The 21712-nt window shown below is 65.5% G+C and carries 22 protein-coding genes and 1 pseudogene; 11 read left to right on the top strand and 12 right to left on the bottom strand.

Features of this window, described 5'->3' with window-relative positions; all coding sequences use genetic code 11:
• Positions 1-23: 23 nt before the first annotated feature.
• Positions 24-575, top strand: coding sequence for a TetR/AcrR family transcriptional regulator (locus AC59JP_RS13300; RefSeq protein ID WP_497326238.1), 552 nt, complete (start codon positions 24-26; stop codon positions 573-575).
• Here the strand turns inward: AC59JP_RS13300 and AC59JP_RS13295 are convergent.
• Positions 572-1795, bottom strand: a complete 1224-nt coding sequence (locus AC59JP_RS13295; RefSeq protein WP_497326237.1) for a kynureninase — start codon at positions 1793-1795, stop codon at positions 572-574. The two genes, AC59JP_RS13300 and AC59JP_RS13295, sit on opposite strands and share 4 nt — an antisense overlap.
• Before the next feature lie 38 nt (positions 1796-1833).
• Between AC59JP_RS13295 and AC59JP_RS13290 the strand changes: the two genes are divergently transcribed.
• Positions 1834-2538: an SDR family NAD(P)-dependent oxidoreductase gene (locus tag AC59JP_RS13290; RefSeq protein WP_497326236.1), complete on the top strand. Its 705-nt coding sequence runs from the start codon at positions 1834-1836 to the stop codon at positions 2536-2538.
• Here the strand turns inward: AC59JP_RS13290 and AC59JP_RS13285 are convergent.
• On the bottom strand, positions 2504-3712 hold the full coding sequence (locus AC59JP_RS13285) for an MFS transporter (RefSeq protein WP_497326235.1): 1209 nt from the start codon (positions 3710-3712) through the stop codon (positions 2504-2506). The two genes, AC59JP_RS13290 and AC59JP_RS13285, sit on opposite strands and share 35 nt — an antisense overlap.
• 69 nt (positions 3713-3781) lie before the next feature.
• On the opposite strand from AC59JP_RS13285, the gene AC59JP_RS13280 reads away from it, so the two are divergent.
• Positions 3782-4084, top strand: a complete 303-nt coding sequence (locus AC59JP_RS13280; protein WP_497326234.1) for a putative quinol monooxygenase — start codon at positions 3782-3784, stop codon at positions 4082-4084.
• On the opposite strand, the gene AC59JP_RS13275 is transcribed toward AC59JP_RS13280, so the two are convergent.
• Entirely contained in the window at positions 3993-5522 is a 1530-nt protein-coding gene (locus tag AC59JP_RS13275) for an HNH endonuclease signature motif containing protein (RefSeq protein ID WP_497326233.1), read from the bottom strand. The two genes, AC59JP_RS13280 and AC59JP_RS13275, sit on opposite strands and share 92 nt — an antisense overlap.
• A gap of 115 nt (positions 5523-5637) precedes the next feature.
• On the opposite strand from AC59JP_RS13275, the gene AC59JP_RS13270 reads away from it, so the two are divergent.
• The 3 genes from AC59JP_RS13270 (at position 5638) to AC59JP_RS13260 (ending at position 7551) form a co-directional block, all read left to right on the top strand.
• Positions 5638-6534 (top strand): SDR family oxidoreductase, encoded by an 897-nt coding sequence (locus AC59JP_RS13270; RefSeq protein WP_497326232.1) that lies wholly within the window; start codon positions 5638-5640, stop codon positions 6532-6534.
• Between the two features lie 38 nt (positions 6535-6572).
• The gene (locus tag AC59JP_RS13265; protein WP_497326231.1) at positions 6573-7088 is read left to right on the top strand and encodes a PaaI family thioesterase; all 516 of its coding nucleotides are present in this window, start codon (positions 6573-6575) and stop codon (positions 7086-7088) included.
• A 103-nt stretch (positions 7089-7191) separates the two neighbouring features.
• The gene (locus AC59JP_RS13260; protein ID WP_497326230.1) at positions 7192-7551 is read left to right on the top strand and encodes an STAS domain-containing protein; all 360 of its coding nucleotides are present in this window, start codon (positions 7192-7194) and stop codon (positions 7549-7551) included.
• Positions 7552-7569: 18 nt separating this feature from the next.
• On the opposite strand, the gene AC59JP_RS13255 is transcribed toward AC59JP_RS13260, so the two are convergent.
• On the bottom strand, positions 7570-7947 hold the full coding sequence (locus AC59JP_RS13255) for an STAS domain-containing protein (protein WP_497326229.1): 378 nt from the start codon (positions 7945-7947) through the stop codon (positions 7570-7572).
• Positions 7948-8048: 101 nt separating this feature from the next.
• Here AC59JP_RS13255 and AC59JP_RS13250 point away from each other — a divergent pair, with 101 nt between their 5' ends.
• Together AC59JP_RS13250 and AC59JP_RS13245 are read left to right on the top strand one after the other, a co-directional pair.
• On the top strand, positions 8049-8462 hold the full coding sequence (locus AC59JP_RS13250; RefSeq protein WP_497326228.1) for an ATP-binding protein: 414 nt from the start codon (positions 8049-8051) through the stop codon (positions 8460-8462).
• 65 nt (positions 8463-8527) lie between these two features.
• Positions 8528-9772, top strand: coding sequence for a PP2C family protein-serine/threonine phosphatase (locus tag AC59JP_RS13245; protein ID WP_497326227.1), 1245 nt, complete (start codon positions 8528-8530; stop codon positions 9770-9772).
• A gap of 3 nt (positions 9773-9775) precedes the next feature.
• Here the strand turns inward: AC59JP_RS13245 and AC59JP_RS13240 are convergent.
• Positions 9776-10929, bottom strand: a pseudogene (locus tag AC59JP_RS13240) (AGE family epimerase/isomerase).
• Positions 10926-12035, bottom strand: coding sequence for an alpha/beta hydrolase family protein (locus AC59JP_RS13235; protein WP_497326498.1), 1110 nt, complete (start codon positions 12033-12035; stop codon positions 10926-10928). The pseudogene AC59JP_RS13240 and the gene AC59JP_RS13235 overlap by 4 nt, the downstream one beginning before the upstream one ends.
• A gap of 173 nt (positions 12036-12208) precedes the next feature.
• On the opposite strand from AC59JP_RS13235, the gene AC59JP_RS13230 reads away from it, so the two are divergent.
• The gene (locus AC59JP_RS13230) at positions 12209-13606 is read left to right on the top strand and encodes a hemolysin family protein (protein WP_497326497.1); all 1398 of its coding nucleotides are present in this window, start codon (positions 12209-12211) and stop codon (positions 13604-13606) included.
• Positions 13603-14619, top strand: a complete 1017-nt coding sequence (locus AC59JP_RS13225; RefSeq protein WP_497326226.1) for a hemolysin family protein — start codon at positions 13603-13605, stop codon at positions 14617-14619. The genes AC59JP_RS13230 and AC59JP_RS13225 overlap by 4 nt, the downstream gene beginning before the upstream one ends.
• 22 nt (positions 14620-14641) lie before the next feature.
• Here the strand turns inward: AC59JP_RS13225 and AC59JP_RS13220 are convergent, their stop codons facing one another.
• Genes AC59JP_RS13220 through AC59JP_RS13200 form a run of 5 tightly spaced genes read right to left on the bottom strand, consistent with a single transcriptional unit; the run spans position 14642 to position 19573 of the window.
• A complete protein-coding gene (locus AC59JP_RS13220; RefSeq protein WP_497326225.1) occupies positions 14642-15958 on the bottom strand; it encodes a hypothetical protein in 1317 nt (438 codons plus the stop codon).
• Positions 15955-16308, bottom strand: coding sequence for a hypothetical protein (locus AC59JP_RS13215; RefSeq protein WP_497326224.1), 354 nt, complete (start codon positions 16306-16308; stop codon positions 15955-15957). The genes AC59JP_RS13220 and AC59JP_RS13215 overlap by 4 nt, the downstream gene beginning before the upstream one ends.
• On the bottom strand, positions 16305-16493 hold the full coding sequence (locus AC59JP_RS13210) for a hypothetical protein (protein ID WP_497326223.1): 189 nt from the start codon (positions 16491-16493) through the stop codon (positions 16305-16307). The genes AC59JP_RS13215 and AC59JP_RS13210 overlap by 4 nt, the downstream gene beginning before the upstream one ends.
• Positions 16490-18373, bottom strand: coding sequence for a hypothetical protein (locus AC59JP_RS13205; protein ID WP_497326222.1), 1884 nt, complete (start codon positions 18371-18373; stop codon positions 16490-16492). The genes AC59JP_RS13210 and AC59JP_RS13205 overlap by 4 nt, the downstream gene beginning before the upstream one ends.
• A gap of 45 nt (positions 18374-18418) precedes the next feature.
• Complete coding sequence (locus tag AC59JP_RS13200) at positions 18419-19573, bottom strand: lipase family protein (protein WP_497326221.1); 1155 nt, start codon at positions 19571-19573, stop codon at positions 18419-18421.
• 521 nt (positions 19574-20094) lie between these two features.
• Here AC59JP_RS13200 and AC59JP_RS13195 point away from each other — a divergent pair.
• A complete protein-coding gene (locus AC59JP_RS13195) occupies positions 20095-20682 on the top strand; it encodes a dihydrofolate reductase family protein (RefSeq protein WP_497326220.1) in 588 nt (195 codons plus the stop codon).
• Here AC59JP_RS13195 and AC59JP_RS13190 read toward each other — a convergent pair.
• Positions 20609-21631, bottom strand: a complete 1023-nt coding sequence (locus AC59JP_RS13190) for a hypothetical protein (RefSeq protein WP_497326219.1) — start codon at positions 21629-21631, stop codon at positions 20609-20611. The genes AC59JP_RS13195 and AC59JP_RS13190 overlap by 74 nt on opposite strands.
• Positions 21632-21712: the final 81 nt, after the last annotated feature.

The raw sequence follows: 21712 nt of genomic DNA, 5'->3' as shown, positions 1-21712 counted from the left end.
AAGAGTTTCAGTACTATCGCCTCATGTCAGCGCACGCCACCGCCCGCCGAGCAGAACTCTTCGACCAGCTCGTGGCACTGTTCCTGGCCGAAGGATTCGCCCATCTGACTCTGGACGCGATCGCCGCCCGTCTCCGCTGCTCCAAGTCGACGCTGTACACCCTCGCCGACAGCAAGGACGCCCTGGTCGAAGCGGCCACCGTCCACTTCTTCCGCGATGCCACCGACCGCGTGGAGGCTGCGCTGGACGACGTCAGCCAGGACCGCATCACCGCTTATCTCACCGCTGTCGGCACTGCACTGCGGCCGGCCTCCGAGCAGTTCATGGCCGACCTCGACTCGTTGGCGCCCGCCCGAGCGGTCTACGAGAAGAACACCGCGATCGCCGCACGACGGGTGCAGCAGCTGATTTCCGAGGATTCCGACCTGCCACACCGCGCCGCAATGTTCGCCGGCGACGTCGCTGCGTCGACCATGGTGCGCATTCAAACCCGCGATGTGGCCCGCACGACCGGGCTGGGCGACGCGGACGCCTATCTGGAATTGGCGAGACTGTTGACGGGGACTCGCGCCTAAGCGAGGAGCTCGTCGCGGATGGCCGCAATGCCGGTGTGCACTTCACGGAAAGACGTACTCAGAGGGCTGAGCCCGAGACGAATTCCGTTGGGGCCACGGAAGTCCGGAATGACTCCGCTGCGCCACAACTGCGCCGTGATCCGCTCGAAGTCCGGGTGATCGATGGTCACGTGACCACCCCGACGCGACGAGTCCTCGGGCGAGGCGATCTCCACTCCGAGCGGCACCAGGAGTTCCCCGATGAGATCGAGCGCGAACTCTCCGAGCGCGACGGACTTCGCGCGCACGGCTGTCATGCCCACCTCGGCGAGCATGTCGATGGTGTCCTGCATGGCGATCATGCCGAGAACCGGCGGAGTTCCGCTGATGACCCGCCGAATGCCCTGCGCGGCAACGTAACCCTGCTCCATCGCAAAGGGATCGGCGCGCCCCATCCATCCCCAGATGGGTTGCGCAAAATCGTCGAGGTGCTCGGTGCGGACGTACGCGAACGCCGGAGAACCCGGTCCTCCGTTCAGGTACTTGTACGTGCAGCCCACCGCCAGGTCGACACCCCACGAATCGAGTTGCAGCGGAACCGATCCGACCGAGTGCGACAGATCCAGCAACAGCACCCCACCGGCGGCATGGGTGATCCGGGCCGCCTCCGCCGCGTCCAGGAGGAATCCCGACCGATACGCGACGTGGCTGAGCACCACCAATGCCGTGTTGTCACCGACCACCGCCGACAGTTGATCGGGGGTGACACCCCCGCGCCGATCGGTCTCGATCCACCGCAACGTCATGTTCGATTCGGCCGCAATGGATTCGAGGAGATATCGGTCCGTCGGGAAGTTGTCGCGGTCCAGCACGATCTCTGTGCGTCCCGGGCGGAGGGCGAGCCCGCCGCGCGCCAGCTTGTAGAGCAGTACCGTCGTCGAATCTCCGATGGTCGTCTGTCCTGTTTTCGCTCCAAGTGCTGCCGCGGCCAGCGCATCTCCGACGGCGATCGGCAGATCGAACCACTGTTCGTCCCACCCGCGGATCAACCGAACGGCCCACGACTGCGTCATGAACGCAGTCACGCGCTCGACACCCGCCTTGGTGGGGCGACCGAGGGAGTTGCCGTCGAGGTACGCCGCTACCGAGGGATCGTCGGCACCGAGGAAGCGATCCCGATAGTGCCGCAACGGATCCGACGCGTCGAGCTCGGCCCAGCGGGTGTTGCCGTCGACAGTCATGAGCTCACAGTATTACGTCGGGTACGTAGCCTGGTGCGATGGCGAACAACACCGAAGCAAAGACCGCCCTGATCGTCGGCGCCTCACGAAGCCTGGGTCTGCGCATCACCGAGGAACTGCTGGGACGCGGGTGGGACGTGATCGCCACCGAACGGCGAACCGGGTCCGAAGGACTCGAATTGCTGCGCGAGACCTACCCCAGCGGCGGACTGACGATCGAGACACTCGACATGACCGAGCCATCCGAGATCGAGGCGTTGAAAGAACGGCTCGACGGTACGTCATTGGACCTGCTCTTCGTCAACGCCGGCATCACCAACGACGACGAACCGGTCGGTGCCGTGTCGACCGACGACTTCGTGAGGGTGATGGTCACCAACGCACTCGCTCCGATGCGAGTGATCGAGACATTGGAATCGCTCGTGGCGCCCGCGGGGACGATCGGCGTCATGTCGTCGCGCCAAGGCAGCATCTCGTTCAACACCGCCGGCGGACACGAGGTGTACCGAGCCAGCAAATCGGCCCTCAACCAGCTCGTTCGCTCGTACGCAGCCCGGACGTCGGCCAGCTCACGCACCCTCCTGCTCGTGCATCCGGGCTGGGTCCAGACCGAACTCGGCGGGCACGACGCTCGCCTGACCGTGGAAGAAAGTGCCTGCGGAGTCGCGGACGTTCTGGAGGACCACGGCGGCGACGGCGGGCTTCAGTTCATCGACTATCAGGGGCAGAGCGTGCCGTGGTGAGTCGCCTCTGCCTAGCCGTCGCCACGGCCCACGCCACGGCGCTCGCCACCACGAACGCGACGGCCAACCACGCGACTGCCACCATCTCCCCGGCCTGGTAGGCCAGCGGACCGAATATCGCGCCGGTCGACCCGCCGAGGAACACGCCGACCATGAACAGGGTGTTGGCCTGGGCCGACGAATCGGGGTTCGCAGCGAGGACCCGAGATTGGTTGGCGGACTGGATGGATTGATTCGCCAACGTCACAGCGAACAGGGTGAATCCGAACGCCACGATGACGTGCGAATCGACGAGCACCGATGCGCTGGCGAGCAGAAGAAGAACCAAGCCGAGGCCGACGACCCGCAGAGGGCCGTAGGCGTCGGTGAGCCGGCCGGCCAGCGGCGTCACGACACCGGCGGCCAAGCCGACGAAACCGAACAGGCCGGCCTGCAGCACCGTCCAGTCGAAGGGCTCGGCCGTCAGGTGCAGCACCATGACGGTCCAGAACGAGTTGAAAGTCGCGAACACGAAGAACTGCATGACCGCGGATTCGACGAGTTCCGGGCTGCGCCGGGCCAGACGAAGCGTGCCGACGAGCAGACTGCCGTAGCTCGCGTTCGGCGACGACGGTTCGAGGTCGATGCTGAGCACGCTACGAAGGAACGGAACGGTGGTCAGCATCAGCGCGGCGAAAAGCACGACGACCCAACGCCATCCGATGGCGTCGACGAGGACGCTCGCCACGATGCGGCCGCCGAAGATTCCGACGAGCAAGGCTCCGACCATGGTTCCCGTCGTCGAGCCGCGACGCCCCTCCGGCGCCAGACGACTCGCCACCGGTATCAGGACCTGCGCGATGTTGGCCACCAGGCCGACGACGAGAAACCCGAGCGCGACGGCGATCACGGTGGGCATCACCGACGACACCACCAGAGCAGCGGTCAAAGCGACGGATTGAACGGTGACCTGGCGCTTCGGATGAACTTTGTCGGCGAGAGGGACGAAGAGAAAAATTCCGAGCGCGTAACCGATCTGCACGGCAGTGGCGATCACGCTCGCCGCACCGGGTGCCACACCGAGGTCGACCGCCAATTCGGTGAGCATCGACTGCGGCAGATAGATCACGCTGACGGCCACCGACGATGCGATCGCGAGGACTGCCAGGGTTCGGTTCCACGAGGGTGCGGGCACAGTGTCCATCCTGCCGTGCTGTCGGCAGTACAGTCGAAGCGCTTTGCCCCTTCGTGAACGGAGTCACTCGTGTCCGCAGTAGTTCACCTCGAGATGCACCTCGACCCCACCCGTCTCGACGAGGCGGAGAAGGTGATCGTCGAAACGCTGAAGGCGACCCGTGCGTGGCCCGGGAACCAGGGACTCGAAGTCATCGTCGACGACGCGGATCCCGCGCACGTGATCGTGGTCGAGCTCTGGGAGAACACCGAGGCCCACGACGCGTACGCGGCATGGCGACTCACTCCGGAGGGCGCCAGCAAGCTCGGCGAGATCGTCGCCGCGAGGCCGGTGAAGACAGTGTTCTCCGGCCGGATCGAACTGCCGTTCTGACGGCGTCGATCTCGTGACTCACCGGCGGTGATCGGGCGGGTACAGCAGCTCGTACGGGTGGAAGAAGTGGTTCCACCCGGCCGGTCCGGTTCGGATCGAGGGCCTTCGGTGGATGCCACAGCGTGCGGCCCGGGTAGGCATGGTCGTCACCCGCGATCGTGGTTGCCCATTGATCGTCGCCGGGACCGACCAACCGATGGTGACGCTCGCACGCCAAGGTGAGTGAATCGATGTCGGTGAATCCGTCGTCGACCACCCATTCCTCCGTGTGGTGCACCTGACACCACACCCCCGGCGCCGAGCATCCGGAAAAACTGCACCCGTGCTCGGTCGCGTACAGGGCGAGCCGTTGATCCTGCGTTGCAAGACGTTTCGTTCGACCCATGAACAGTGGCCGTTCGTGTTCGTCGAGAAGCAGCAGGAACGCGTGCTGCCCGGAGGCCATCCGGATCGCGTCTCGCACGTCGAGTCGCGTCCCTGTCGCGGTGAGCGCCAGCCCTGAGGCGGACTCGAGCTGGTCCAGGGTCATCGTGACAATCGGGACACAGGGGACGCCGCGATGCTTGCCCAGGGCCCCCGATGCGAGATATCCGGTGAGAGCGGCCTTCACGGCGTCGTGGTTTCGCTCCCCGGCGGATCGGGAGTCCCAGCGTTCGGACGGTGCGGCGTCACTGTCGTCACCCACAGCGTTCCCCGGCTTCCCGCCCTTGGCGCAGACCGACTCCATGAGTGCCCGCATCTCGGCGTCGACGCGCATCCGGCCATCGGACATTCCGTCCTTGCCCTGGCGGTCGAACGTGATGTAGGTAGGCCGCTTCGGCTCCTCACCGTCCCGCGGGGGCTTGCCGTCTTGATCGATCATCTGCGCCAACGCTTCTGCTGCCCGGCGAAACTCCCGCGGCCGCGTGTGGCGGGCGAGGTTACCGAGTTGGCGCTCCGCTGCTTCGCGGACGTCGGGTGGAACGTCGTCGGACAGTTCCTTGTCGAAGTCGTGGACCACGGCGACATGCGCCGAGGTGATTACTCCGTCCCGCACGGCCTCCGCGGTGGCCGGGTACTTCGCGTCTGCTCGTTCGCCGGACGGCAAGGTGCGGGGAGCCAGCGTTCGCGCCGCCTTGATCCGTGCAGCCGCTTCGCCGTCTCCGCAATTGACGAGGGCTCCGACGACTTCGGTGTTGCGGCCCATGATGTCGTCGAAGCCGTGTGAGTCCAGTAGCTGCGCCAAGCTGACATTCGATGCACCTTCGAGAATGCGTGCGGCACGGACCGACTGCGCCCACACCGTTCGGAGGTCCTGATCCGACAGCAACGACGTGTCGGCAGCGGTGAGAGCAGCCACAGCGTCAGCGACGGCGGCGATCAACTCGGCGAACGTTGCGTCGCCGAGTTGATGCATTGCCGCACCGGACTCGCCGTGCGAACTTCCCCCCGAAAGCATGGCCGAACCATAGCGCCCACCACCGACAGAATTCGAACATACGTTCTATCGATGATTGCGATTGCGCGCCTCGGGTACACCGCCTCGACGGGGTACATCGACTCGAAGGAATCACATGACGGACCAACACACGAAGTCCGACCCGACCACTGCATTCCCCATGCCGGATCGGTCGACGCAGAGCGAAATCGACCACCCCGGGCTCACGAGTGCACTCGTCACCGCCCCCGACCACGGCGAGGATTCCTACCGCGGGTCCGGCCGGCTGGAAGGCCGGAAGGCCCTGATCACCGGAGGAGACTCCGGAATCGGGCGTGCCGTCGCATTGGCGTTCGCGCGCGAGGGTGCCGACGTGGTCGTCAGCCATCTCGAAGCCGAGCAGGACGACGCCGACGCCACGGTGAGACTGATCGACAGCGCTGGGCGCAAAGGCTTCTCACTGCCGGGCGACATCCGTGACGAGGCGTGGTGCAGAAGCCTCGTCGACACGACGGTCGAGCATCTCGGCGGACTGGACATTCTCGTCAACAACGCGGCGTTCCAGATGGCGCAGATGGGCGGGATCGCGGACATCACGACCGAGCAATTCGATCGGGTCGTCAAGACCAACCTCTACGCGATGTTCTGGTTGTCGAAGAAGGCCGTCGAGGTGATGGAACCCGGATCGGCGATCGTCAACAGCGCGTCGATTCAGGCGTCGAGCCCGTCGCCGGAGTTGCTGGATTACGCGACCACGAAGGCAGGCATCGTCGCCTTCACCAAAGGGCTTGCCGCAGATCAAGCTTCGCGTGGCATTCGGGTCAATGCCGTTGCTCCGGGGCCGATCTGGACTCCGCTCATCCCGGCGACGATGCCCAAGGAGAAGTTCGAGAGCTTCGGGGACGAGGTCCCTCTGGCCCGCCCGGGGCAACCGGCGGAACTGGCGCCGGCCTACGTCTTCCTGGCGTCCAACGAATCCAGTTACACGACCGGCGAGACGATCGCCGTGACCGGCGGGAAACCGTTCAGCTGACTAGTTCAAAGGCTAGCCAGGGGTGTTACCGTAGCGCCATGACAACCGACCGGGATACGCGCTCCCGCACCTTCACCTGGACCGACCCGATGACGACGGCGCAGGCCGCCTCCGCCCGCACCGGTCTCGACTTCGTTCAGGGCTTGGCGTCCGGGGACATTCCGTCCCCGCCGATCATGGCGCTCACCGGCGCGGAGCTGACCGAGGCCAGCGAAGGTCGAGCGGTCTTCACGTTGGTGCCCGAGGAGTATCACTACAACCCGATCGGCTCGGTGCACGGCGGCATCATCGCCACACTGCTCGACTCCGCGGCCGGGTGCGCAGTGCAGACCATGCTGCCTACAGGCGTCGGCTACACCAGCCTCGACCTGTCCGTGAAGTACCTGCGTGGAATTCGCGCGGACACGGGCGTCGTCACGTGTACCGGCACCGTCGTCCACGTCGGGCGGCGAACCGCACTTGCCCAAGCCGAGCTTCGGGACGGCTCCGGCCGCCTCCTCGCATCCGCGACGAGCAGTTGTGTCGTTCTCGGGCGCGACGACTCTGCACAGTGACGGCCAAGTGCATCAAGGGCCTCTAGTACACTTCTAACGCGTGGTCGAGCCCAGTGCCGCGATCGAATTTTCCTTCGTATTCGGCCGCCCTGGAGAGTGATGCATGACCGACAGGTACCGCCCCGCTCACTTCGACGTAAACGTCGAGGTCGTGGGCTCCTTCACGGTGGTCGCTGTGTCCGGCGAGCTCGACATGAGCACCACGCCTGCCTTCTCCGACGAAGTGAACCGCGCGTTGTCGTCCGAGACGAAGGGCGTGGTCGTCGACTTCTCCAGGGTCGAGTTCCTCAGCTCCAGCGCGATCACCGTCCTGCTGACGGCCAACGACACCTCCGACGTGAACATCGTGGTAGTTGCGGACAGCCATGTCACACGTCGCCCCATCGAGTTGGTCGGTCTCAGCGACGTCCTCGCGGTTCACCACACTCGCAAAGAAGCGCTCGACTCGCTGTCGCCCGCCTGAGACGCCCGCCTCGAACTGTCAGGCGCCGGACGCAGCCGACCTGACGAAGTCGACGGCCGCCCCCACGTCGGGAACCGTCGTGATCACACGGTCGAGACCACTCAGCGTGATCGGACGCTGCACCGCCGGCTGTGAGGCCACGATGGCCGCAGACGCTCCCTCGGGGAGCAGGTCCATTGCGCGTACCAGGACGGTGACGCCGCTGGACGACATGAATTGCACGCCCCGCAGATCGAAGATGAGGCCGTCGGTCGCCGATTCCGCAGCCGGATAGGCAGCTTCCGACAGGTGTGGGGCGCTGGCCAGGTCGAGTGAACCGCGCACCGAGACCACGGCAACACCGTCCAGATCGGACACGTCGACGTCGAAGCCCTTGGTCGTGGGCTGATCTCTCATTTCCGCGACGTTACCCGCATCTCATGAGTAGACGAGGTTCGACCGGCCCGCAGTGGGTACACCAACACCATGATCAGTCGCGCGTCGTCCCCGGTTCCCGCGTGAGCACTGATCGCGCGCATGCCGGCGACTCTCGCTGGTCCTCCGAAGACGCAGCCACGGCCGACGCCGCGGGAGCACTTCGCCGCCGCCTGTCGGACTGGTTGGCGGCGCGAGAGCTCACGGATATCTCGGTCGACGTCGTGCTCGCTGCGTACGAAGCGATGGCCAACAGTGTCGAGCATGCTTTCGTCGGCCATTCGTCGCCCGGTCGAATCACGCTGACCGCCGTGCACGACGGCTCGCATCTGACCGTCAACATCTCGGACACCGGCACGTGGCTCGAACATTCGCCGAATCCGAACAGAGGGCGCGGCCTCCGATTGGCGAAGGCGATCAGCGACGGCGTGGACATCGACCACCACGACGACAGCGCGGGAACCTCGGTCACCCTGACCTGGAACCTGCCGGGGTAGCACTGCGGTCCCGTGTCGGAACCCTATTTGGTAGAAACGATTGTGACTTCGTGCGAAGCAGTGACGTGACAGCAGGCGACGACAGCTTCGACGCCGCGCGCTTTCTCGACACCGCACCGGCCGGCTACCTGCTGATCGACGCGACGACCGATGTCGTGACGTACGCCAACGCGACGGTATGCCGGGTCGTGGGTGCAGCGAAGGGTGACATCGTCGGACGTACGGTTCAGGACCTGTTCGCGCCGTCCAGTCGCATCATGATCACGGCGTTGCTCGCCGCAGGGGCGGACGCGGACACCGAGATCCCCACCGGCGCCACGGCGGAGTTGCTCACGGGGTCGGAGTCCGGACTCAGCGTTCTCCTGATGGCCAACCGAAGCGTCGAGACCGCCGGACCCGTGGTTCGCGTGACTCTGCACGCGGCCACCGCCCACCGAATTCGCGAGCAGGACCTCATCGACGCCCGCGAGGATGCCGAGAACGCGCTCGACAGGTCCCGTGACGCGCTCGGGGCGGCAGAGGATGCGCGCAAGGCGGCCGAAGCCGAACGCACGCAAGTACAGATACTGGCAACAACGCTGCAGCGCACCTTGCTGCCGCCGGTCCTGACTGCACCGGCCGGGATGGACATCTCCGCGTACTACCACCACGCGTCCGACGAAGAAGTGGGCGGAGACTTCTACGACGTCTTCCCGCTCGACCCGCAGACGTGGGGTTTCTTCCTCGGCGACGTCAGTGGCAAGGGCGCCGGAGCCGCCGCGGTGACGTCGCTGACGCGCTACACGCTGCGCGCCGCGGCGGTGTTCGACCGCGATCCGGTGAGCGTTCTTCACAATCTCAATACCGTTCTGCACCACGAGTTTCGGGGCCAGGACCCCCGTTTCTGCACCGTGGTGTACGGCACCATCACCCCGACGGACGGTGGAGCCTTCATCCGGCTCGCCAGCGGCGGGCACCCACCGGCGCTCCATCTTCGGGTGGACGGCAGCGCCGCGTACGTCGACACCATCGGTGGCCAGCTCGTCGGAGCGTTGGACGATCCGCACTTCCGCTCGGCCGAGGTGACACTCGCCGCCGGCGACACCTTCCTGCTGTATTCCGACGGACTCACCGAAGCGCACGTAGGGCCGGGGCGCATCCGGTACGACGACACCGGCGCGCTGCTGGAATTCGCCGACGCCGCCGCCCCGACCACGCCGTCGCGAGTCGTCGACGACCTGGTCGGTGTGCTCACCGGGTTCGGCGACGGGCTGCAGGACGACGTGGCTCTGCTCGCGCTGGGTGTGCCGACTACCGACGGTGATGCCTGACTTTCAGCCGAGCCGACTGATCCACGTCGCCTGGATCGCGTGATAGATGTCGGGCTTTCCGCTCCAGACCGTGGACGCCGGCTCGTTGCGCTCGTCGAGTTCGTGGTGCCAGGAACCGTTCTCGCGGTCGACGAAGTAGTCCGCGGCCACGTCCCACCCGGTCCGGTAATCGCTTTCGTACCTGCTGTCCCCGGTCAGACGCGCAAACGTAGCGGCAGCCGAAATCGCCTCGCACACAACCCAATGCAAGCGCTCCGTCACCACCGGCCGGCCGAACCAGTCCGTCGTGTACACGAATCCGGGTGTCGGTCCGGGCTGCCAGCCGTCGAGTGCCGCACGGTCGTAGATCGACGTCGCCGCCGCCAGGAACTCGTCGACGCCGGTCTGCACGAGCAATCTTGCCCACTCGAACCCGTGCCCGACCGTGGCGCCGTAGGGCTTGAACTGATTGGCGGGATCGTCGGAGTTGTACTCCAGCAACGGAACCCAGTCGGCCGTGAAGTGCTCGGGGATACGCCACTCGTTGGCCTGCGCCCACCCGCACACGCGGGTGCAGATGCGTAGCGCGCGCTCGCGCCACACCGCGGGCGCACCGGCGTCGACGGCCGCCAGCAGCGCCTCCACCATGTGCATGTTGCCGTTGATGCCGCGGTAGGGATCCAGGGTTGTCCAGTCCGTGTTCCAAGTGTCCGAACACATTCCGTACTCGTCGTCCCAGAACCGCTCCTCGACGGTCGCGAGCGCGGCGTCGAGAATCTCGCGTCCACGGGGATGCCCGGCGACGGTTGCCGACGCGCCGCCAACACCACGAAGGCGTGCGCGTACGCGGATTTGGTCGAATCTGCACTCGATTCGAACCATCCGCCGTGCCGACTGTCGCGCAGGGTGGTCAGCAGCCCGTCGAAAACTCGATCGGCTCGCCGGCGCGCGCCGGGATGCCCGCGCATCGAGCCGAGGAACTGCACGTGCGACATCCGTGCCGTGATGTAGGTCAGGGCAGGGTGATTCGGATCGGGATCTCCCCGTTCGTCCAACCACGCGGCACCACCGGCCGGATGCTCGAGAGACGACCCGAAGTCCAACAGTCGAGCCGACTCGTTGTCGAGCCACAGGTGGTGGGACGGCAACGTCAGCCAGGACGCGCCCGCGCTGCTCACGCTCCGAACAATCCCTTCACGAACGGAATGGTGTCCGCCTGCGACTGCACGAACGTCCCGCTGTGATCGGTGGTGTAGGCCTTGAAGGTGAGCGGCTCCCCGTTCGCCGTGAGACGCGCGACGTACGCGGCGGTGGAGGGGAACGGCACGTCGGTGTCGAGCAGTCCGTGGCCCATGAAGAAGGGCTTGTCGAATCCCGACTCGGGCATCGCCATGTAGTCGTCGAGCACGCTCGTGAAGTTGGGGAGGCTCGTGACCGGGGCGCTGAAGAAGTCGCCGACCTTCACTCCCTTCGCCTGTTCCTCGAAGTCGAAGACGCAACTGGTCTCGGCGAGGGCGGCAAACGTTCGGCCCGTAGGCGTCAGAATGTTGTCGATTCCCAATTCGGGATGTGCGTAGCGCAGCGCCGCGACGATGTACCCGACGTAGGCGGTCAAGCCTGCAGGGAGGGCGAACGGCGGCACGTTAGGTCCGCCCACCGACACGAGTTTCTCGATGTAGGCAGGGGTTCCGGCGCCGACGGCGCCGCGATAATCGAGGTCGGGACCGCCGAACTCCGTGGCGTAGCGCGCGGTGTAGACGGCCGCTCCCGCTCCCTGCGACTGCCCGACGGTCACCCACGAACGCGACAGCGACGGGTCGTGATTGCGTCCGGCCTTGACCATGTCGACGACGTTGTGCGCGGTCGAGCGCCCGTCCAGGTAGGCCTGCAATCCCGGCGTTCCGAGTCCGGCGTAGTCGCTCGCGACGATGGCGTACCCCTGCTTCAGCCAGTTCGCGAGGTAGGGGAAGTCCCGATCCGGGGCGGCGGGGCCGACCTTCGAGGGCGCGCAGAAATCGTCGAGTCCGGAGGTTCCGTGCGCCCAGGAGATCACCGGCCACCCACCATCCGGGGCGGTGCCGGGCGGAACGAACACCGTGCCCGTACTGAGCGCCTTGTCGCCGAAAGTGTCCGTGGTGACGTAGGTGAGCAGGTCAGCACGAGCAGCGCCCGGAATCCACAGGTTCCGCGGCAACTCGCGCGCGGAAACCACGTCGCCGATCTCTCCGCCGACCGCCGAGGCGGGCGACGCGAACAGTGCGGGGGTCAACGCCACCGCTGCCATCAGGACACACAAACGCCGGAGAATGGTCACGGAAAACTTTAACCCGAAAATTCTTCGCTAGAATCGGACGAAACACCCCACGAACCTCGAGGACAAATGGACAGCGACAAACCCGGGCCGGCCACGGCCCCCCGTGCAACGACCATTGCAACGAGGGCGGTGACCGGCACATGGTGAGCGCATTTCTCACCCTCCTGTTCGGCCTTCTCGTCGTCATCGGCATCACCGTCGGAACCGGCTACTTCGTAGCTCAGGAATTCGCCTACATGAGCGTGGACCGGTCGCGCCTCGAAGCGCGATCGAAAGCGGGTGACGCCGTCGCCACGCGCACGCTCTCCGTCACTCGTCGCACGTCGTTCATGCTGTCCGGCGCCCAGCTCGGAATCACGGTGACGGGCCTGCTCGTCGGTAACTTCGCCGAACCCCTCATCGGTGAATCGCTCGGCACACTGCTCGGCGGCGTCGGCGTACCCAGCGGCCTCGGCCTCGCGGTCGGCGTGATCACCGCCCTCGTGGTGTCGACGTTCGTCCAGATGTTGTTCGGTGAGCTGTTTCCGAAGAACTTCGCCATCGCCCGTCCCGAGCCGGTGGCGCGCTGGTTGTCGCTGTCCACCACCATCTATCTGAAGCTCTTCGGTTGGCTCATCCGCATTTTCGACGCGTCGTCGAACGCGCTACTGAAGGCCCTGAAGATCGAGCCGGTACACGACGTTGAGCACTCCGCCACCCAGCGCGACCTCGAACACATCGTCGCCGAGAGCCGCGACACCGGTGATCTGCCTGAGGAGCTGTCCACTTTGCTGGACCGCATCCTGGACTTCCCCACTCGCACAGCGGGTCACGCGATGATTCCGCGGTCCAAGGTCGCCACCGTGCGTGCCGATTCGAGCGTCGGCGACGTGCGGGCACTGATGAGCGTGGAGCATTCTCGCTACCCCGTGCTCGACGCCGACGACTCCATCGTGGGTGTCGTGCACCTACGCGACGTGTTGGCGACCGATCTTCCCGACGACGCTCCGGTATCCGCTCTGTCGCGCGCAGCTCTGGTGGTCCCCGAATCGCAGATGCTCCCGGACGCGATGGGCGAGTTGCGAACCTCGAAGAACCAATTGGCTTGTGTCATCGACGAGTACGGCTCCTTCACCGGCGTCGTCACCATCGAGGATCTTGCCGAGGAACTCGTCGGCGAGATCACGGACGAGCACGACGAGAGCGGTGTCACCGAACCCGCACAGGACGAGCACGGTGTCTGGACGGTGGCCGGCGACGTGCACCTCGACGAGGTCGAGCGGGCCATCGGCCACGACCTCCCCGCGGGTGACTACGAAACCATCGCCGGACTGGCAATCAGCGTGCACGGCGCACTTCCCGATCCGGGCGACGCCCTCGAGGTGGATCTGCCGATCGATCACGGTCACTTCGCCATTCACGACGAGCCCGTCCAGCGGTACCTCACCATCATCGTTCGTGAGATTGAGAATCACGTGCCGTCGGTCGTCACACTGGAAATCGGCGAGCGTGATTCGGCCGACTCCGCACTCGCACAACGGAACACGGAGCCGAGCCGATGAGCAACCCCTGGGTCTTCCTTGTCGTCACCACCGGACTGATCGCGCTGAGCGCATTCTTCGTGGCCGTGGAGTTCGCGCTGCTCGCCGCCAAACGGCACCGGCTCGAAGACGCCGCAGCCACCAGCCGATCGGCCCGTGCCGCGCTGCGCAGCTCCACCGAACTGACGGTTCTCCTCGCCGGCTCGCAGCTCGGAATCACGTTGTGCGCGTTGGCGCTCGGTGCGTTCTCCAAGCCCGCCGTGCACTACTGGCTGCTGCCGCTGTTCGAGACGATCGGGCTGCCGTACTGGGCGTCGGACGTGCTCGGCTTCGTGCTGGCTCTGATCATCGTGACGTTCCTGCACCTCGTGGTGGGAGAGATGGCACCGAAGTCCTGGGCCATCGCGCACCCCGAGAAGTCGGCCACCATGTTGGCGATCCCCATGCGCGTGTTCATGTTCTTCACCCGCCCGATCCTGATCTCGCTCAACGGGATGGCCAACGCGCTGCTCCGCAAGGCGGGAGTCGAACCGGCCGATCAGGTGATGTCCGGACAGAATCCGGACGACCTCGAGCAACTCGTCGCGCACTCGGTCAGTGTGGGATCGCTGGATCGTGGCTACTCGGATCAGATCAGCAGCGCGTTGGAACTGCAGAAGCTGACGGTGACCGATCTGGTGCGTACCGACTCGACGCCGACGTCCGTGCCGGTCTCGGCAACCGTGGCGGACGTGCGTGACGCTTCGCTGCGGAGCGGTCACCTTCGCATCCTGGTTCAGGACGGGTCCGACGTCGTCGGCGTCGTGCACGTCCGAGACACGCTCGAATCGGACCCGAGTCGACGGATCGATCAGTTCATCCGTCCCGCATTCGAATTGCAGTCCACCACACCGGTGTACGTGGCGCTGGCCGATATGCGGGCCTCACGCAACCACCTCGCAGTGGTGCGTGACGGTCATCGAGTGCTGGGTGTGGTCACGATGTCGGACGTGCTCGTGCGGTTGCTGCCCAGCGCGGATCCCCTACCGGCTTGATCCCCATGCCTGCCTGAAACCCTCAGGCTCCGAACAGAAGGTAGAGGCCGCCGAAGGTGTAGATCACCATCGTGACCATCAACGCGAGCTGTCCCGAGGCCCGATGTTTGACGGGCAGCAGGCGCAACGACGCGTCGTGGGCAACGGTGACGCCCACGACGTGCCCGATCAGCACGCACAGGACCTTGATGGTCGCGACCACCGAAGGGTGTTGCGATAGAAGGTACGAGACCTCGTAGTCGCCCAGGCCCAGGATGTTCTGGCCGCGGCCCAACGGATCGGCGAGCAGGACGAGCGTCTGCTGACCCTTCTCCACGAGGTAGGTCAGATAGTGCGCGAAGATGTAGCCGACCACGATCGGGATGAGCGAGTGAGCCAGCGCGCCGGGCAGCCGTCTGCGCTGCTCGGCCGTCACGCCTCCGGTGGCCCGCGCGGCGCACCAGAAGGTGACGGCCACGACCACCACGAACGCGAGCAGGCCGAGCGTGCGGGTGAGGGTGGGCGTCGGCGCCGAGTCGACGATGTTGCGCCAGAAGGGAATCTGCGAGAACGAGTCGTACGCAGTCGAGCCGAGGAGCACCGCCGGCACGGCCACCGCACCGGTCACACGGGGCCACGACCCGACGCCGTCGAGCGGACTCCGTAGCACCAGTGCGCGGGCGCCGGGTTCCCGCGCGAGCACGGACAATCGCGAGACGGCGTCGCTGTACACCTCGAACGGGTCGCACCGCGCCGCGAAGTCGGACCCGAATATCAACGAGCCCAACAGAATCACCACCACGTACACCAGGCACCAGGTCCGCACGGCCACAATGGATCCTGGATCGGGCGACGCCAACTCCAGCCACACGAAGGCGAACAACCCGAACGCAGCGGGAAGCACGCCGAGTCGGGACGGGAGCGCCAGCAGACCGTTGTCGGGAGCGCGGCGCGCGGCAGCGTAGATCCACCGCTGCACAGCGCGAATCGGTGACATCACGCGCCACACCGGGCCGAAGATCAACGACAGCGGCACCAGCCCGACCCACAGCAGCACGTACACCACGCCCGGTGTCGGATTCGACTCCGTGGGGGAACCGGCGAACGCGGCGACCGCGACCACGACGGTGAACAGGACGGACACCAGTCCGATCAGGTTCCTGGTGATCGGATGGTCCGCGACCCGGCCGACCGGTACCGGCAGGCGGTACCAGAAGGAGTCCGGGTCGAGTCGCGGTGTGCGCCAGGCGAAGAGCAGCACGACGAACGACGCCGCCAGCGCCCACGCGCCGCCGATCAGCGCGTAGGTCACGGGGATCGGCAGATCGGTGGACCCACCGAGACCGTGCGCGAGGATCACGGACGAACGTCGAGGGTCGCGATCGTCCTGTCCAGATCGTGGAGCTCCAGAGCGACACGTCCGGGGATCTCGACGGTGAACTCGAAGACCTGGTTCGGGCCGGGTTCGATGTCGAACGATTGATCCGGCGTCGAGTGAACGTGCAGTTCGTCCGCCGCGTCACTGTCGACGGTGACCGTGATCGGTTGCCCCACAACCGCATCGATCTGTTCGTTGGTCGGGGTGACGGTGCCGTTCGCAATCGAGACCGCGATGTCCGTGCCTGCCGTGGTCGACTCGCTGTCGGTGGAGCTGCAACCGGCTACCAGCACCGAGGCCAAGGTCAGTCCGAGGACGACTGCGGCTCTCATTCCCTGTCGATCCTCTCGATATCCGGGGTGTCCTTCTCGGACCCCGCCTCCGCCTTCTCGGCCCGGCGATCGCGCAGGACGATGAACAACACCACGCCCACGATGATGAACGCCGGAGCCACAGCGGGAATGGCGAGGACGATCGAGTGGTCCGCGAGATAGACGACGTCGGAGGCCGAGGTCATACGCGGTCCCGAGGTCGGACGTCGGTGTCGTCGGACGTCGGTGTCTGCGTGGCGAGGCTGATCCGGATCGTTCCCCAGGACAGCGCCCAGATGAGCAACAGGGTGCACACGAGCACGCCGAGGGACGCGACACCGAACAGCCACGTCGGGTGATCGAAGTTGCGCTCACGCTGCAGCAGTGCGGTTTCCTGCGACAACGGACGGGTGAACTGCGCGTCGGCCGATACTTCGGGGGCGTCGATGCCCGGGTCTGCGGCCATGAAAATCGGTGCGGCAGTCATGGTTCGGCCGTCCTGGATGCGCAGGAAGGTCTTCCACGTACCCGACACCGGTACCGCCTTGGTCGACACGTACGTGCCGGGGCCGGTGCGGTCGAGCCGGTCCACGACCAGACCACGCAAGGTCTCGCCGCTGCCCTGCCAGGCGAGTATCGCGACCCATTCGGGGTTGTCCGACACCAGGTTCGACGGATCCACTCGGACAGTCGCCGTCACCATGCGTTCTCCGTCGACCGACGGTGCCTCGGCGAGGGTGACCGATGCGGTGGCGTCGCGCGGCACGTCGATCATCAACCCGTTCGCGACCGCGCCGCCGAGAACGAGGACCATGCCGACCACGACTCCGCGGCGCACGGCGACTCCGGGAACACCGTCGCCGCTCAACGCCTGAGCGAACAGGCCCGCGCACAGTCCGGTCACGATGCCCGCCGGCACTGCCATAGCGAGCGCTTCCGGCCACATGCTCGTGGGCCACGGGTACTGGAACACCCCGTCGACCCAGAAGGATTCCAGCCACAGGCCCACCGTCGATGCGGCGAGGCCCGCCACGGCGCCGAACAGCAAGCGGCGCTTGACCAACGGGGTCAGACCCAGGATCTCGACGACGACCGCGATGCCGAGGTACAACGCGAACACACTGTTCGGCTCACCCAGCACGGGGCCGACGACGAACGCCGTGATCTCGCGGACGATCGCGGCGAACACGACCGCGAACAACGCCGAGCCGCGGCCCACCATCAACCGTGCAGCCGTCAGCGCGAATGCGCCACCCGCGGCGATGAGCAAGGGCTGGAACACGAGTCGGAACTGCTCGACTCCGAAGTCGAATTCGATCTGGTAGACGGACAGTCCGATGACCAAGCCGCCGAAGCTCATGGAACGCAGGATCCACGTCCGCTGGGGACTGATCTGGCGGCGAGGCGACGCCACCGCTTCCGGGGTGTCGACGTCGCGGGAATCCATGGCGACTCGACCCTCGTGCTCGAGAAGCACCACTCCGATCAGGGACAGGCCTGCGCCGCCGATGAGCATGAGATGCGTCGGTCCCCACAGCGTGACGTCCTGGCCGAAGATGCGGTGCCAGATGTCGTCGAGGGGAAATCCGATGAGCGCGTACAGCCCCGCGCCGGCGATGATCAGTCCGCCGGTGGGCGCGTACCAGGTACGCGTGATCTTCACGGCCGCGCGACCGGGCTTCTCGTCCAGCGGCAGAATGATTGCGAGCGCGCCGGCGATGAACAGGAAGAACAAGCCGACCAGAATGAAGTAGTGGGCGGGGTTCGCCAGCGGTCCCTCGTCTCGGCCGCGGCCGATGTGCAGGCTGACGTCCCAGATGAAGCCGAAGAAGGCCGTCAGAATTGTCGAGACGAAGAGCATGAGCGGCAACGCGGCCCAGCCCGGCCGGTCCGTTTTCTCACCGACCCAGTCGGCCAACGTCTTCAACCACGTGATGCGGCGCGATCGGTGCATCACGGCCAGGTACAGCAGGAACAGGGACACGACACCGGCAGCCGCCGACATGCCGAACACCTGATCGAGCGCAGCACCACCCCCCTGGGTAGCAGCCAAGATGTTACTTGAAATAACAGCTACTTCTACCATGAGCTGAGTATGCGGTAAACACCGCATTTCACCAAACGTTTCCGTTCAGAATGTGCCGCAATTGCTCTGCGGCGGGGAGCCCTGCAACGCCCGATCGATCGAGACGAACTGATCGGGCATCGCGGTGATCGCGCCGACGATATGTTCGCCGAACGGTTCGCTGTACTGGACGGGCACACCCTGCTCGCACTGAATGCGTGCGAAGCGGCGAGCAGGCTCGGACGGGATCCAGAATTCCTGGGCACCGTTGAAGACGTACAGCGGAACCGAGGACGGACGCGCCGACAGTTCCTTCAGGTCGGCGAACACCTTTCGAGCGAAATCGGAGTTCATCGGCTGACCGTCGTTCGACAGTGCAGACGTGGGAATCAGTGTGCCGACAAGGCCTTCGCCGACGATGCAGAAGTCCTTGTACGGCGACGTCGCAATCTGCAGGGCGAAGTAGTTCGCCTCGAGAAAACCCTCCCGATGTGACCGCAGGAATCCGACCGTCGCTCCGTGGAACACCCCGGAGGCAAGATTGACGGGGCTGTCCATGCTCCATCCGAGCACCTCGTAATCGATCGGGTTCCCGCCCATCACCGCAAGTTCGATGTTGCCCACCAACTCTGGTGCATACGTTCCGACCTCCAGCGCCGTGCCCCGAGTGGCGATGGCGCCGCCGCTGTACCCGTTGACGGCCATCGGGCTGTCGCGGAACGTCGGGTCGAGTTGCTGCGTCGCGCGAATCGCATCGAGCGTGATGCGCCCGGCCACCACCGGTTCGGCGTAGCTCATCCGCGGCCCCTCGTGGTCGGGGATCAGAACGGCGTAGTTGCGCAGCACGGCAGCTTGCGACGCCGGCGGGAGAAAGTCGGTCTGACTGGTCGCGAAACTCAGCCCCTTCCTCAGGGTGTAGCCCGGTGTGCACGCCCGCCCGAGAGCGTCGATGGGTTTTTCGTCGACCAGCAGCGGGCGGGTTCCGGTGCCGGTCCACGCATTGTTGGGAACGACCAGTGTCGCGGTGCCGAACGAGTCCGCGCCCGCCGAATCGGTGGTCTTGAATTTGAGCTGCCGAACCCGCACGCCGCCGGGCGCAGGAAAGAACCACCCGCTCACCGCAGTCACGTCGTCCGGCGAGCCGATGATGTCGCCGTTACGAGGCGACGACAAGTTGTCCGGCCACTCGTCGAAGAATGCGTCACCGACCGGCGACGGCAACAATTGGGCGTACAGCTCGTCCGAAATCGTCGGTTCCGCACTGTTCGCGGTGGGATTACGAACTATTGCGGGCGGAGGTTGCTGGAAAGGCGGTGGACTCGGACGAGGAATGACCTGATTCAGAAGTTCACCGACGGACGGTATCGGCGGAAGTGGTTGTGCAGCAGCCCCACAGGGCGCACAGAGAATCGACAGGAAAGAACACGCTGCGACCACAAGCGAACGAGATTTGAATTTCCATGAACGCAACATGTCGTCATCCCCTTGCCGTGCGCCGGAAGAGTGACATTACGCATTTGGAACGTCTTTACCTGCGATTCACGATGGGCTGTCGAATTGAGACAGGCCCGGAAATGTGCCTGATTGCAACGCATTTGGGCAAGCCATACAAGAATTCGAGCATCGAAACTTGCAGCACGAAGTGGAAGGCGGGTAAACGGAGCGGGCCGGATTCGTACGCAGCCTCGAACCCGTCGTCGAGACCGCTTGAAATGGGCACACCCACGAACTAGTTTCGGCTGATGGGACAAGTCATCGTGTCGGTCGCGCTCAGTGTGGACGGTTTCACCGAAGGTCCCGGAGGCGACATCAGCGTCATGCCGCTCGACGAAAGTTTCAACGTGCACAACGCGGCCCTCGTGCGGGACGCCGCTCGACTCGCGTACGGCGGCACCACCTACCGGCAGATGGTCGGGTATTGGCCGCAGGTACCCGGCAACGCTGACGCGTCGGATGCGGAGCAGGAGATCGCCGGTCGGATGGCGGAGGGATTGCCGATCACCGCCGTCTCCGACTCCCTCACCGCCAAGGACACAGGTCCGTGGAAGGACCAGACCACCATCGTTCGCCGGGCGGACACGCGCGACGCGTTCGCAGCGCTCCGTGAAGCGGACGGCGACACCGTCATTTTCGGCAGCAGGACGCTGTGGAGTGGATTGCTGGCCGACGGTCTGGTCGACCAGCTCGTCCTGATGGTCGGACCCAAACTGGTTGCGGGCGACGTCCCGGCGTTCAGCGGTGTGCCCGCGACCGGGCTCACCCTGGTGGACGTGACGCGGCATCCCGATTCGCCGGCAGTGGTTCTGCGGTACGCGGTGGCTGCTTCTTAGCTTTCAGCGGATACGACAGTGCCAAACCGACGGCGAGCGAGAACGCGGCCGCCGCAGGCGGCGCCAAGTGCAGAAGGTCGATGTACCCGACGATGAAGTGGGTGCCGATGGCCGCACCGAGCGACACGACACCGGCGATGAAAATTACCTGCCACAGCGCCTTCGAGACCTCGACGCCTGTCGAGCTGAACCAGAGACACCCGAATGCGAGCAGAGCCTGAATGACGACGGCTGCGCCGAACCCTGCTCGGTCGTGTGCAACGAGGGGTATCAGGCGTTCGTTGACCAGTTCCAGTTGCTGCGCCGAGACCCCGATGAATGTCAGGTCGGCAGGCACGAAGGTCTCCATCAGCCCGATGCGGAAGATCTCGAACCCGGCGAAGAACGTTCCCGCCGTGCCGATCAGCAAACAGACCCGCCCGGCCCCGGCACGCGTCCGGAGGTTGGGGCGAGACGCCGGTTTCACGAGCCCGGCGAGCGAACGTGAGCCGTCGAGTGTGCGCCAGGTGATGACGAGGCCGCCGACGAACACGGGCAACAGAAACAGCGTGATCGCCCCATGCCAGGTGTCGAGGTAACCGAAACCGAGATACCCGAGAAAGCTCGAGAACCCCAGCGCGCCGGAGAATGCGAGGAGCCACCAGGCCCACGGCTCCCGGCGTCGAAGTGGAAACAAGCCCAGGTATGCGTACAGCACACCGATCCCGAAGACGGCTCCGCCGAACGCCATTCGATCGTGCAGCATGAAACCCACGACGCGGCAGTCGGCGATGGTGCACAGCTCATCCGCAGTCATTCCCAGATAACCCAGATCCTGCGGCAGGAATTCACCCGTGAGGGCAAGAAACATTGCGAAACCGCCGGCAAGAGTGAGAACTGCCGCCGTCGCGATCACGAGCGGGACACCGTCGCCGACGACGGTTCGGACGAATCCCCGCTGCTCGTTCATGAATGCGGACCCTACGTGTACTGGCGTCGGATTCGGACGGTAAGCCTGGTCACGGTCCACCCACCCACACCGTCCGTACGG

The organism is Rhodococcus sp. 320_ES, from assembly GCF_059691855.1.
Note: the sequence above shows the minus strand (reverse complement) of the source record. Positions and strands in the feature narration are given on the sequence as shown.

Bases quoted from the DNA above. Each gene is read 5' to 3' on its own strand.
- AC59JP_RS13235 (WP_497326498.1), bottom strand. From the start codon at position 12,035: ATGGCAGCGGTGGCGTTGACCCCCGCACTGTTCGCGTCGCCCGCCTCG.
- AC59JP_RS13190 (WP_497326219.1), bottom strand. From the start codon at position 21,631: ATGAACGAGCAGCGGGGATTCGTCCGAACCGTCGTCGGCGACGGTGTC.
- AC59JP_RS13195 (WP_497326220.1), top strand. From the start codon at position 20,095: ATGGGACAAGTCATCGTGTCGGTCGCGCTCAGTGTGGACGGTTTCACC.
- AC59JP_RS13300 (WP_497326238.1), top strand. From the start codon at position 24: ATGTCAGCGCACGCCACCGCCCGCCGAGCAGAACTCTTCGACCAGCTC.
- AC59JP_RS13275 (WP_497326233.1), bottom strand. From the start codon at position 5,522: ATGCTTTCGGGGGGAAGTTCGCACGGCGAGTCCGGTGCGGCAATGCAT.
- AC59JP_RS13290 (WP_497326236.1), top strand. From the start codon at position 1,834: ATGGCGAACAACACCGAAGCAAAGACCGCCCTGATCGTCGGCGCCTCA.
- AC59JP_RS13265 (WP_497326231.1), top strand. From the start codon at position 6,573: ATGACAACCGACCGGGATACGCGCTCCCGCACCTTCACCTGGACCGAC.
- AC59JP_RS13260 (WP_497326230.1), top strand. From the start codon at position 7,192: ATGACCGACAGGTACCGCCCCGCTCACTTCGACGTAAACGTCGAGGTC.
- AC59JP_RS13205 (WP_497326222.1), bottom strand. From the start codon at position 18,373: ATGGTAGAAGTAGCTGTTATTTCAAGTAACATCTTGGCTGCTACCCAG.
- AC59JP_RS13215 (WP_497326224.1), bottom strand. From the start codon at position 16,308: ATGAGAGCCGCAGTCGTCCTCGGACTGACCTTGGCCTCGGTGCTGGTA.
- AC59JP_RS13295 (WP_497326237.1), bottom strand. From the start codon at position 1,795: ATGACTGTCGACGGCAACACCCGCTGGGCCGAGCTCGACGCGTCGGAT.
- AC59JP_RS13225 (WP_497326226.1), top strand. From the start codon at position 13,603: ATGAGCAACCCCTGGGTCTTCCTTGTCGTCACCACCGGACTGATCGCG.
- AC59JP_RS13255 (WP_497326229.1), bottom strand. From the start codon at position 7,947: ATGAGAGATCAGCCCACGACCAAGGGCTTCGACGTCGACGTGTCCGAT.
- AC59JP_RS13210 (WP_497326223.1), bottom strand. From the start codon at position 16,493: ATGACCTCGGCCTCCGACGTCGTCTATCTCGCGGACCACTCGATCGTC.
- AC59JP_RS13270 (WP_497326232.1), top strand. From the start codon at position 5,638: ATGACGGACCAACACACGAAGTCCGACCCGACCACTGCATTCCCCATG.